General features: G+C 42.5%; 12 protein-coding genes. 9 read left to right on the top strand and 3 right to left on the bottom strand.

Going from position 1 to position 12385, the window contains the following annotated elements; translation table 11 throughout:
- Positions 1–48 precede the first annotated feature (48 nt).
- Positions 49–705 (bottom strand): protein-L-isoaspartate(D-aspartate) O-methyltransferase, encoded by a 657-nt coding sequence (locus tag K245_RS0110055; RefSeq protein ID WP_027359189.1) that lies wholly within the window; start codon positions 703–705, stop codon positions 49–51.
- Positions 706–830: 125 nt separating this feature from the next.
- Between K245_RS0110055 and K245_RS27710 the strand changes: the two genes are divergently transcribed.
- Entirely contained in the window at positions 831–1022 is a 192-nt protein-coding gene (locus K245_RS27710; RefSeq protein WP_156906763.1) for a hypothetical protein, read from the top strand.
- A gap of 96 nt (positions 1023–1118) precedes the next feature.
- Here the strand turns inward: K245_RS27710 and K245_RS0110045 are convergent, their stop codons facing one another.
- A complete protein-coding gene (locus K245_RS0110045; protein WP_035276936.1) occupies positions 1119–1682 on the bottom strand; it encodes a 5-formyltetrahydrofolate cyclo-ligase in 564 nt (187 codons plus the stop codon).
- A 208-nt stretch (positions 1683–1890) separates the two neighbouring features.
- Between K245_RS0110045 and serS the strand changes: the two genes are divergently transcribed.
- From serS to K245_RS0110020, 5 genes are all read left to right on the top strand, one after another.
- The gene (gene serS, locus K245_RS0110040; RefSeq protein WP_027359187.1) at positions 1891–3168 is read left to right on the top strand and encodes a serine--tRNA ligase; all 1278 of its coding nucleotides are present in this window, start codon (positions 1891–1893) and stop codon (positions 3166–3168) included.
- Entirely contained in the window at positions 3161–4678 is a 1518-nt protein-coding gene (thrC, locus tag K245_RS0110035) for a threonine synthase (RefSeq protein ID WP_035276934.1), read from the top strand. The genes serS and thrC overlap by 8 nt, the downstream gene beginning before the upstream one ends.
- Positions 4679–4683: 5 nt before the next feature.
- Positions 4684–6456 (top strand): LysM peptidoglycan-binding domain-containing protein, encoded by a 1773-nt coding sequence (locus tag K245_RS0110030; RefSeq protein WP_027359185.1) that lies wholly within the window; start codon positions 4684–4686, stop codon positions 6454–6456.
- A gap of 31 nt (positions 6457–6487) precedes the next feature.
- Entirely contained in the window at positions 6488–7231 is a 744-nt protein-coding gene (locus K245_RS0110025) for a tetratricopeptide repeat protein (RefSeq protein WP_051284021.1), read from the top strand.
- 382 nt (positions 7232–7613) lie between these two features.
- Positions 7614–7892, top strand: coding sequence for a hypothetical protein (locus tag K245_RS0110020; protein WP_027359183.1), 279 nt, complete (start codon positions 7614–7616; stop codon positions 7890–7892).
- A gap of 50 nt (positions 7893–7942) precedes the next feature.
- Here K245_RS0110020 and K245_RS0110015 read toward each other — a convergent pair whose 3' ends face one another.
- Positions 7943–9586, bottom strand: a complete 1644-nt coding sequence (locus tag K245_RS0110015; RefSeq protein WP_027359182.1) for a glutamate synthase-related protein — start codon at positions 9584–9586, stop codon at positions 7943–7945.
- A gap of 571 nt (positions 9587–10157) precedes the next feature.
- Between K245_RS0110015 and K245_RS0110010 the strand changes: the two genes are divergently transcribed.
- From K245_RS0110010 to K245_RS0110000, 3 genes are all read left to right on the top strand, one after another.
- Positions 10158–10463, top strand: coding sequence for a YggT family protein (locus tag K245_RS0110010; protein WP_027359181.1), 306 nt, complete (start codon positions 10158–10160; stop codon positions 10461–10463).
- Positions 10464–10582: 119 nt separating this feature from the next.
- A complete protein-coding gene (locus K245_RS0110005) occupies positions 10583–11101 on the top strand; it encodes a DivIVA domain-containing protein (protein ID WP_027359180.1) in 519 nt (172 codons plus the stop codon).
- A 174-nt stretch (positions 11102–11275) separates the two neighbouring features.
- Complete coding sequence (locus K245_RS0110000) at positions 11276–12361, top strand: type IV pilus twitching motility protein PilT (RefSeq protein ID WP_027359179.1); 1086 nt, start codon at positions 11276–11278, stop codon at positions 12359–12361.
- Positions 12362–12385: the final 24 nt, after the last annotated feature.

Raw genomic sequence — 12385 nt, 5'->3', positions numbered from 1 at the left:
CCGGGGTTAGATTTTTTGTTCTTTAAATCAAAAATCTCAAATCCATTTTCATTCTTTCCAGCCATGCTCGCCTATAAGCTTTACAAATCGGCATGACCCAAGGCTTTCTCTTTTTACGCCGGTTTCTGTCCTTGTGACTTTGATCAATTCCTGGGTATATTTATCCCCAACAGGAATAATAAGCTTTCCTCCCACAGCAAGTTGCTTTACCAAAGGCTCAGGAACTTCAGGGCCGCCAGCTGTCACAACGATGGCGTCATATGGTGATTCTTCCTTCCATCCGCTGGTTCCGTCAGAATATCTTGTTACGATATTATAATACTGAAGCTGGTCAAAAAGCTTTCTTGTTCTTGCATAAAGGGAATAAATCCGCTCAACAGTATAAACCCTGAAAGCTATTCTTGATAAAATGGCAGCCTGATAACCTGATCCGGTTCCAATTTCAAGAACCCTGTCATCCGGCCCTATTCCTATGGCCTGGGTCATTTCAGCGACTATGAGAGGCTGGGAGATTGTCTGCTGCTCACCTATGGGAAGCGGGTAATCACCATATGCCTGATCCATCAATGCCTCACTTACAAAAAGATGGCGTGGAACACTTCTCATCGCATCAAGAACGAGAGGGTCACTTATGCCTCTCATTTCAAGCTGCCTGAATACCATTTCCTCCCTGAGGCGCTTATATTTTGCTTCGCGGTTCTGCATAAAATCCTAATAGACTGCTATTGACAGACATCTGTTCGCAAAATCATATTCTGCTGTGATATTGTCCGGGGTTCAACAGCTAATAGCAGTATTCCCATGAATTTGGAATCCCTGAGATAAAAAACATGAAGAAAACCGCCTTATCCATGGATTTAGTGGCCATGAAAAGACGGTTTAGGGATTATGTTTCTTTTGACAAGGTCGGAAAAAGTCCGATTCTCGTCATTCCGGCACAGGCAGGAATCCAGAAGTACCTGAAAATACAAAGATGCCGGATCAATTCCGGCATGACGCTAAAGCCATTTTTTGACTTTTAGCGAGCCCATCTCTTTTAAATACCGGATAATAAGACATCTTGAAGGAATATCCAGACCATCCTGAATATTTACACGAGTCTTGATAAGTAAAATCTACTATATTTTGTAAATGATCCTCTTGTCAGTCACAATTATGTCAACATATTTACTCTTCGAATCCATGCTGATCTGGGGAACAATCTGTTCTTCAAGGGCAATGGCTATTTTTCTTGTTGTGATTGGCAATCTTGCAATAAGCTTGTCATAATAGCCTGTGTCTAGTGAAATCCTGCCACCCTTTTCGTCGAATGCCGCTCCGGGTATGATTGCAATGTCAATATTCCTCACTGGTATTGACTTACAAAGGGCAGGATCAGGCTCAAATCTTCCGTCAGAACCTTTTTTCAGCTCTGTTGAAAGATCATCCACCTTAAAAAATTCAATCTTGATTTTTTCAGATTCAAAATTGGGCAGTGCGATTATCTTTTTTCTTGAAAAGCTTCTGTTGATTATTGCTGTTGTGTCGACCTCCAATCCCACAGGCATGTAGAAAAGGATTATTTTTGACTCCACAAAATTAGCGAAATCAAACAGCCGATCTTCTAATTTCTTCCTTTTTTGAGCGAGTTCTTCTTCTGAAAAAGCGCTGAGCCTTTTTTCCACAGTTTCGATAACAGACATTTTCCTTTTCTCCAGTGCTTGGGTATCCAGAATACTTCTCAAATCATTCTCTTGGGTGATGCTTTGCCTGTCTGAGCCTTTTATTTATTGACTGCCCATAAGGCGCGTGCTAATTTTTCCAAGTTTTTATCACACTTTATCTTCATCTGCCTGATTATAATAAGATTTATAATAATAAAAAAACAGGTAATAAAATATAGGTATTAATATGCTTGAAATCAAGTTTGTAAGACAAAATTTATCTGTGGTGCGTGAGGCCATGCAGAAACGCAATACAGACGTGGATCTTGACTCTTTTGCCCAAAGCGAAGATCTGCGCAAGGGATCTCTCACAGAGATAGAAACTTTAAGATACCGCCGTAATACTGTTTCTGAAGAAATTGCACGGATTAAAAAAAGCGGCGGAAATGCTGAAAGCCTTGTGATTGAAATGCGAGACGTATCAACCAGAATCAAAGAGCTCGAAGGCATCATAAATGAAAACGAAGAAAAAATCAAAAATATCCTTTATACCATCCCCAATATCCCCCACGAATCAGTACCAGTGGGACGGGACGAGAACGACAATATAGAAATCAAAAAGATCGGAGCCCTTCCTGTATTTGATTTTGAGCCAAAAGCTCACTGGGATATCGGCGAAGCATTGAAGATTTTCGATTTTGAGCGTGCCGCAAAAATAAGCGGAGCCAGATTCCCCCTTTATTTCGGACTTGGAGCAAGGCTTGAAAGAGCTCTAATAAGCTTCATGGTGGATCTCCATGTCTCAAGAAGTGGGTATACGGAAGTTCTTCCTCCCTTCATGGTGAACAGAAAAAGCATGACTTCGACAGGTCAGCTGCCAAAATTCGAACAGGATCTGTTTAAAATTGAAGGGACTGATTATTTTCTGATTCCAACCGCCGAAGTTCCTGTAACGAATATCCATCAAGGGGAAATAATAGAGGAAAAAGATCTTCCAAAGTATTATGTTGCACAGACTCCGTGCTTCAGATCAGAAGCAGGATCATACGGAAAAGATACGAGGGGCCTTATACGTCAGCATCAGTTCGACAAGGTTGAGCTTGTTAAGCTCGTGCCTCCCGAAACTTCATACGAAGAACTTGAAAAGCTTCTTCTGGATGCTGAAGAAGTTCTTAAAAGACTTGAACTCCCATACAGGGTAATAACACTCTGCACCGGAGACATGGGCTTCTCATCAGCTAAAACCTATGACATAGAAGTATGGATGCCTTCCCAGGACAAATACAGGGAAATTTCTTCATGCAGCAATTTTGAAGACTTCCAGGCAAGACGCGGAGACATCAGGTTCAAGCGGACAGGAAAGAAAGGCACAGAATATGTTCATACCCTGAACGGTTCAGGCCTCGCTGTTGGCAGAACAGTAGCCGCAATACTTGAAAATTATCAGGAAAAGGACGGATCAGTCAGAATTCCTGAAGCTCTTCAGCCTTACATGGGCGGTATTAAAAGGATAGCAAATGAATAGCATAAATATGGACATATTCCCTGACGATATTAAAGAATATCTTATCCCAAAGACCGAAGGCAGAATGAAATACAGATGCCTTTCATGCGAGGCTGAATACGGAATAGAAAAGCTTCTTTATATCTGCCCTGAATGCAAAAGCGTTCTTCTTCTGCATGATGAAAATCAGGAAAGAATTAAAAAAATCCCTGGAAAGACCTGGCGCAAGATTCTTGACTATCGCAAAATGCTGAAAATACCTGCTTTAAAGGGGATTTACAGATATCATGAATTCATAGGCCCGGTAATTCCTCTTGATTCGATTCTGTACCTTGGCGAAGGCCACACTCCCATAGTTGAGGCAAACAGCATTCTAAGCCAGAAGGCAGGAATGAGCTTCTTTTTTAAAAATGACGGACAGAACCCGAGTGCGTCGTTCAAAGACAGAGGGATGGCAAGCGCCCTGAGCTACATCAACTATCTTGTGAAAAACGGGCTTGTGTCAGATGTACTTGCAATATGCGCCTCAACAGGCGACACATCTGCCGCTGCGGCCCTTTATGCATCATATCTCGAGCCGAATGTGAAATCAGCGGTTCTTCTTCCCCATAAAAAAGTGACTCCACAGCAGCTTTCCCAGCCGCTTGGCAGTGGGGCAAGGGTTTTTGAAATTCCAGGTGTTTTCGATGACTGCATGAAAATAGTTGAAAGACTGTCAGAAAACTATTCCGTAGCGCTTCTTAATTCCAAAAACGCATGGAGAATCCTTGGCCAGGAATCATATTCATATGAAATAGCCCAGGATTTTGACTTTGACATGAAGGACAAGGTTGTTGTGGTTCCGATCGGAAATGCCGGAAACATAACCGCAGTAATGAATGGCTTCCTTAAGTTTTACGATGCAGGAATAATCGATACTCTTCCGAAGCTCATAGGTGTTCAGTCAGAGCACGCTGACCCGGTTTACAGATATTATCTTGAGCCTGATCCAAAGAAGCGGGTCTTCGAGGCGGTCAATGTAAGGCCAAGCGCAGCCCAGGCCGCAATGATCGGAAATCCGGTATCAATGCCAAGGGTTATAAAACTTGTTGAAAAATACAACGAAATTTCTGGCAAACAAAACGTATTCTTTGAGCAGGTGACAGAGCAGCAGATCATGGACTGGCAGCTTACTGCAAACAGACATGGGCATATTGTCTGCACCCACGGAGGAGAAACCCTCGCAGGACTCGTGAACGCCATAAAGGCCGGAAAAGTAAGCAAAACAGAGACAGCAATCTTAGACTCAACGGCCCATGCGTTGAAATTCTCGGGATTCCAGGATATGTATTTTTCAAATACTTTCCCGGCGGAATACGATATAACTCCAAAAAAAGAGCTGGCCAACATGCCTGTTTATATTCATCCCCAGGATCTGGCAGAAATACCAATGCCTGGAAATCCCCTGACAGGATCCGCCATGGAGAATTATATCAAGAGAATAACCACTGAAATAGCAACGCAACTTAACCTCAAATCAGTTTCAGGCTGATCTGAATGACAAAAAAAGAAGCTTTTCTTTTAGCAGCAATGATATTTTCATGTGTCGCTCCGGTTTCACAGGCCGGGGCGTCCATTCTCTATAAAAAATATCTTGTTGCAAATTACGGCGGGGTTGAAATCCTTTGCGAGCCTTATACTGTAAGAAAGGACGACAGCGTAATAAAACTTCTTCGTGAAAAAGGGGAGATCTCGGCAAATGATTTCCCCGAGTTTTTCCGCATTTTTCAGAGTATAAACCCAAGGATATCAGACATAAACCTGATCCGCCAGAATGATGAAATATACATACCACTTAAGAAACTTACTCCAAATTCTTTGCCAGGACAATCAACCGGCGTTGTCAGCATACCCCTTGTGTCTCTGACCAGTTTCGGCGAAATGCTCGAAGCTCACACAGAAGAACATACAATAAAGGAAGGAGATAACGTATCAGGTATTATTGATAAATATTTCCAGCCATCAAGTCCTGAAGAGGAAAAACGAGGATTAGATCTTTTCAAAAAACTCAACCCTGAAATTACAAGCCTCGATCAGATCAGTGCTGGCGAGAAAATTGTCGTTCCCAAAGCCAGCATTAAAACTCAGCCCTGGTTCAAATCCATGTATGAGACCAAGGGCAGTCCCCATCCTGAAAAAAAAACCGTACAAAAAATTGAAGAACAGCCGCTGCTCAAAAAAAGTCCGAGCCCGTTGCAATCAGCGGAGCCTCCTCCAATGGAAAAATTTGCATCCCTCGTCGGAGGAAAAATATACAAGACAGGCCAGTATTTTATTCCAAAGCCTGATGGCGGTGTGCACAAAATAGACCTGAGCAAAGACCCGATGATTGATGTTGAAGGCGGTGGGAAGGTCCTGTTTTGCGAGAACTATGAATCAATCACAGATTCAGACAAAGCAGCAATAAAAAAAGCCATGCCAGACACATCCATAATTGATGCCGACAAAACAGGCACAGTCGAAGGCATAATTGATTCCATGGCCTCCGCATCCGTGCTCAGAAAGCCGGGCGCTCCGGTAATTCTGAATTCAGACAATGCCCTGATAGAAATAATGCCGGAATGGCTTTTTGTTCCAGGAAGAACAAGTTCTGAAAAAAAAGTGTTTCTGACTCCACTTGCAGATGACAGCAAAAAATCCCATGCTTTTTTCATCGACTATCTGAAACATGTAAAAGGTGTTCTGCTTAAGGAAATGGGTGGCGGAAAGAAAGATACCAAAGAACCACAAAAAGACTATTTTGTTGATGAAACCGAAACTGTCACCTTCAGCGTCCAGAGCCAGCTTTATGCAAATCTCTCCATAGCTCTTGGGTACAGTTATTCAGAAAACGCCCAGCATTCAATAGCCATGGAAGATGGCCAAAATACTGATATTACGGCTGATACAATTTACTCCCCGGATGGGCAGATATTTGTTCTGGCTGACAGCGAACTGTCCCAAGACAATGTAAAAGCACTTAAAGAATCAGGCATAAGGGTACTGGAATTCCCGGAACAGAATTCAGAGGAAACAGACTTTTCGGAAAGTACCATATCGCATTTCCTGGAGATGCTTGGCTGCAAAACCCAGATTAATCCGACCCTGAAGATTCTGACCACGAGGTCAGGAGATCCTTATGTGACGATAAAGCCTGCTGGCGTACACGCCAGAACGCCGAGAAACACCGAATACATAATAACAAAAGGCAAATTTGCAAGCCCTGTCACTGCTGCCCTTCAGCAGACAGGAATAAAAACCGTAATACTTTCTTTCAATTCTTTTTATTGACCCCATGTTAACGAAGCAAGGAGATACATGCATGAAAAAATATATGATCCCGTTCATCGTCGGCGCAATGTTAACAACAGGATGTTTCTCTAAATCGGCAAACGAAGAAAAACAGGCCGAAGCCACAAGGCGTCTTGGCGAAGCATACATCCACCAGGGAGAATTCACCCTGGCGATCCAGAAACTTAGCGAAGCTGAAAAAATAAATCCTGATGACCATATCACCCAGGATAATCTTGGAATAGCCTACATGGGCAGAAAAGAATATGACAAATCCATCCAGCATTTCAAAAGAGCTATTGAGCTTAAACCAGACTATGCGCCTGCAATAAACAACCTTGGAACAGTATATATGGACGCAGGCAAATGGGATGATGCCATAGCATGTTTTGAAAAACTGAATGACAACCTTATTTATGCGACCCCACACTACCCAATGGCAAACCTTGGCTGGGTCTATTACAATAAAAAAATGTATGAAAAATCGAAAGCCTGCTATTTAAAAGCTCTTACCTATTCCCCAAACTTCGTGAAAGCCATGAGAGGCCTTGCTTTGACATATACAGCCATGGGCAAAAACGATCTGGCGATAGAAACCCTGAACAAGGCCCTGAAAATATCTCCCAATGTTGCGGAACTGCATTACGATATTGGAGAAGCTTATTATAAATCAGGACAGAATGAACAGGCCATGGCCTCGTTCCAGAAAGCTGTTGAACTGGGCAAAAACAGGCCCGTAGTCGAGATGGCCAAGAAAAAGCTGGAGCTAATGTAGTTCGCGGAATGTTGTTCGTCGGGTTGACAAGCTCTTTGAGCATTATAAAAATAAAATATTGCTCTATCTTATTTTCAGCGACGATTGCCTTCGGCGAGCCGCTTTTTGAAAAAAGCTCCGCAAAATCTTTACGGTTATTTGATTTAACGAATAAATGGTGCAACCATTCTTTGTTACGCTATTTGTTTCGTTCCCCAAAACATTACTGACAATAAATGAAGTCGCAAAAAGTCCAATTTCCGTCATTCCGGCGCAGGACGGAATCCAGAAGTATCTGAAATAACTGGATGCCGGATCAAGTCCGACATGACGCCGAATACCTTTTTTGACTTTTTGCGAGTCCATCAATGTTGACCGGAAATCCAAAATTCGGAACAGAAAAATGAAATGGCTAAAGGACTACATTGAACAGCCTTTGCTCCTTGCCATCACCTTCATACTATCGTTGCCCATATTTTGGAACTTTGGGAAATGGCTCTTCGGCGACTTTAAAGGGCTGGAAAATGACATCAAAAATACCATGTCACCTGATTGGTTTGCCTTGATTACAGGACGTTACTCGGAAGGTGAATGGTCAAAGCTGAAGATAATGATATTTGTTTTGACCTGGATCATTTTTATGCTTTCACTTTACAATTCAGCTTCAATGCTCTTTGCTTAACAATTATGAATCCGGCTCTTCCGGGCGAGAGCCGGATTCTTGCTTAAGGACTATCCGTTAAGAATCTTTTTAGCACTTTCATCATTTACGCATGTAACAAAAGGTATTGCAGTTTCAAGCTCAGTTTCACGGTTGCATGAAACAATATCGCCCCTTGTGATCTGGTTAAGTGCAAACTTACGAGCACCAGCCATGAGCTGCTGGAGACCGCAGGAAAGCTTGTCAGCCATTGTCCAGAAAGCAAGCGCGCCATAAGGAATATTTTTCATTTCTTCCTTGCCAACTTTCTTTTCTACATCAAAATAAGAAGCAAAAATTTCCTGGGCTGTTGAACCTATGTCAGAAACGGTTTTTGGAAGCGCGTCCCAGTTTCCGTTAACATCAGCTTTTCTTTCAGGTCTGAGAACGCCTTCGATGTTTGATCCAAGGAATCCAGGAATCATGAGGCCGCGTCCCATGCAGATAAGTTTTGTGAAAGGAGCGCCAAGTGCAAGGGCCTTGAATATATTGTCTTCAAGAGCGAAACCGCCGGCAAAGGACATATCAACAACCCTCTGGCCTTTTGCCGCAATAATTGAAGCATATTCATAAGCCTTTGCGTGGAGAAGAAGGGAAGGAACGCCCCAGCTCTGCATCATATTCCATGGGCTCATGCCAGTACCACCACCTGCGCCGTCGATGGTGAGAAGATCCATCTTCGCGTCTGAAGCGAATTTGATGGCCATTGCAAGTTCTTCCATCCCATAAGCACCGGTCTTAAGAGAGATTCTCTTGAAACCAAGGCTGCGGAGGTAATCAACTGACTTCATGAAATCTTCTCTGACAGCGTCAACTTTTGAAAGGTTGGTTCCGCCAAGACGGCTGTGACGCGCAAAGGACTTGATTGCGCCTTTCTTGAAAGCTTCCTGAACTTCCGGAAGCTCTGGATTAGGGTCAACAACATAGCCGCGCTTCTTGAGGAAACTTGCATATTCAAGGCTGGTTACCTGAATTTCACCGCCTATGTCTTTTGCGCCCTGACCCCATTTGAGTTCAATAATTGCCTTATCACCATATTTCTGGGCAACGTACTCGGCAACGCCATTTCTGGTATCTTCAACGTTGAGCTGTACAATGATCGCGCCGTAGCCATCATGATAACGAAGGTAGGTATCAATACGGCGATCAAGTTCAGGGGCCTTGCTGATTCTTCCGTTATTGATTTCAGAAGCCTTGTCAACGCCGACAACGTTTTCACCGATTACTATTGGCACGCCAACGAGTGCGCAGCCTATTGCAAATGAATCCCAGTATTTTGCGGCAATAAAGGTTGAGCCAAGAGCTCCGGTCATTATTGGAGCACGGAATTTGGTCTTTACATCCCAGCCAAACTCGCCTTCAAGGTTTACGTTTGGAAAGATACAGTCATCAGGATCTGTTGTAAGGCCTGGTTTGAGTCCGTTTGCACCGTAAGCATATCCCTGGATACGTAGAGAATTGTAAGAAACACCAACATGGGTGGTGTTGTTTGCGCCAGCTGTAACTGTTCCGAAATCTCTTGGATAAAGGAGTTTTCTGCCCACCATTGAAGAAAGCCAGGTTTCGCATTTACCCATGCAATCTGCGCGGCAGAGTGTGCAAAGACCTGATTCAGCCGCATTGCCACGGTTGGTTGTTCCAAGAACGTCATTTGATTTGGAAAAACGCATATCCATATTAACCTCTCCTTAATTTGCCTCAATAATTTGTTTGATTTGAACTGACAAAATAAAAAAAGGCGTCCACAGGCAGTAATGCACTGCCAGAAGACACCTTTGTCATCTCGGATAATTGCCCCACGCCATTGTGAGGGCAAAGAATTTAAACTTATAAAAACATGCAATGAATTAGTTTTAATTAATTAAAATGTCAAGATTATAATTTATACAAATAATAGCATAAAAAAATAAGTTTAAATAACCAGTTGCTAATTAAATTTAAAAAACAAAGCCCCTCAATATCAAAGGGGCGGGTGGCCATAAGTTGTTAATATATTCAATTCAGCCATTGTTTATATGGCTATGCATTACAGATGGAGTCGCAAAAAATCCGATACTGACAGGACAAATAAAACAGACACCTACATGCAGAGTCCTGAACTACAAACCACTCCTTTTGCCAATATTTACAGATTATTATTCGCTACATGGATTAAAGTGCTTGACTTGGGGCTATATTATTTATTTAATTGCCAAATTGAGTCAGTGGATTCTTTGAAAAAAAATCAAATATAAATAAAGGTTACAAATGTTTCTTTTAGGGAATTTTCTTTTCGCGGCAGCCAAACTTCTTAATTATGCTTTGCAGATATACATGTGGATTATTATCGCAAGGGCTGTCCTGTCCTGGGTAAGTCCTGATCCCTATAATCCTGTCGTGCGCTTCATATACAACATCACAGAGCCTGTTATGGGCAGGATAAGAAAATATCTTCCTGTTACTTTCGGAGGCATAGATCTTTCTCCGATCATAATTTTCATGCTCATAATGTTTCTTCAGGAGTTTGTGGTAAACTCTCTTTTTATGATGGCCCAAAGACTGATAATGAGATAATTGAAGGCCCGATGCCTGATACTGTAGGATGGTCTTGCTGAGGCACGGATATTTTTTCGGCACAGTGCGTTCTTGATACAATTAACTAAGTTATTACACGTTTTTGAGAGGCATTATTAATGACAATCACAGCGAGGGATATCCAGCTCAAACAGTTTAAGGTCAAGTTCCGCGGATTTGATGTACAGGAAGTGGATTTCTTTTTGGATCAGCTTGCGGAGGGCTTCACAAATCTTGAAATAGATAACAGGCGCATGGCGGAAAGCCTTAAAAACGCAAAGATTGAGATTGAAGAGCTCAAAGCAAGGGAAGAAAAACTTAAAAGAGCTTATCAGGAACTCAAAAAAAATCTGGTATCCCTTAAAGATGAAGCCCAGAGTCCTTCTAACCAGAACACCTCCCGGATGATAATAACAGAAGCCCAGCGAGAGTCCGAAAGAATTCTGGCCGAAGCCCGCACAAGGGTTGAGCGCCTGAATGATGATATTCAGGATCTCATGAAGCAGAAGGAAATGATTGATGATCATATAAGGAAAGCCATAGAACTGGGTAAGGCTATCCTTAAGAATAATGACTGTCCTACGAATTATTCGGAAGATAATGACCTAAAAGTAAAGCATCTGAGACAGATTCCATGAGTTGTCTGTATTGGTTTTTATTTTTTTATTTAAAATATACCTCAAGATAATATTTGTTTATGTACACATTTTAAGTTATATTTTTTTCTCAATTGTCTTTCTTCGTTCCAGTAGCCATTCCTTAAAACTGATAGCCTTGTATGATACAGCACCGTACTGATAGGGAGTATTTAAATGGCCAAAATTGATGCTTTTTTCAAATTGATGCATGATCAGGGCGCTTCGGATTTGCATCTTGTTGCAGGGCTTCCGCCAGCGCTCAGAATCAATGGAGAAATGGAAAGGATTAAATACAAGGTCCTGGACAATAATGAACTGAGAAGCATGCTTTATGAAATAGCGCCTGAAGACAAAATAAAAGTCTTTGAGGAAACCGGAGATGTCGATTTCGGTTATGAAATCCAGGGACTTGCAAGATACAGAGCCAATTTTTTTCAGCAGAAAAATGGGGTCGGAGCGGTTTTTCGCCAGATTCCAAGCGTGATCATGTCCTCTGAGCAGCTTGGCCTTCCTCCTGTTATTTCAAAACTTGCTTCTCTGCCGAGAGGTCTGATTCTTGTGACAGGCCCCACCGGCAGCGGTAAGTCCACAACCCTTGCCGCCATAATTGACGTGGCAAACAGGGCAAGAAAAGATCATATTATCACAATCGAAGATCCAATCGAGTTTGTGCATAAAAGTCAGAGCTGTATAGTTAACCATCGTGAAGTCGGCCTTCATACAAAAAATTTCAGTTCTGCGCTCAGGGGCGCTCTTCGTGAAGACCCTGACATAATCCTTGTTGGTGAAATGAGAGACCTCGAAACTATTTCACTTGCAATTGAGGCTGCTTCAACAGGGCATCTCGTATTTGGAACTCTCCATACATCAAGCGCCGCGAAAACAGTGGACAGAGTAATTGAGGTATTTCCGGCAAACCAGCAGGCCCAGATACGCTCAACTCTTTCCGACGGTCTAAGAGCCATAGTCGCCCAGGTTCTTTTCAAGCGAATTGACCAAAAAGGCCGTGTCGCTGCTCTTGAAATACTTATAGCAACACCTGCTGTGCGAAACCTGATTCGAGAAGCAAAGACCCATCAGGTTCCGGGCATGATTCAAACCGGGAAAAAATACGGTATGCAGCTACTGGATGACGCTATCCTGGATCTTTACACCTCTGGGAAAATAAGCGCGGAAGATGCTTATTCCAAATCAAACGACAAATCCAGATTCAGGGCATTTCTTAAGAATCCTCCGGCTGATTTCACCGAGGCTTCTTAATATCAGGCAAATCACACAATTACA

This window comes from Desulforegula conservatrix Mb1Pa (genome assembly GCF_000426225.1).
GTDB lineage: Bacteria > Desulfobacterota > Desulfobacteria > Desulfobacterales > Desulforegulaceae > Desulforegula > Desulforegula conservatrix.
Note: the sequence above shows the minus strand (reverse complement) of the source record. Positions and strands in the feature narration are given on the sequence as shown.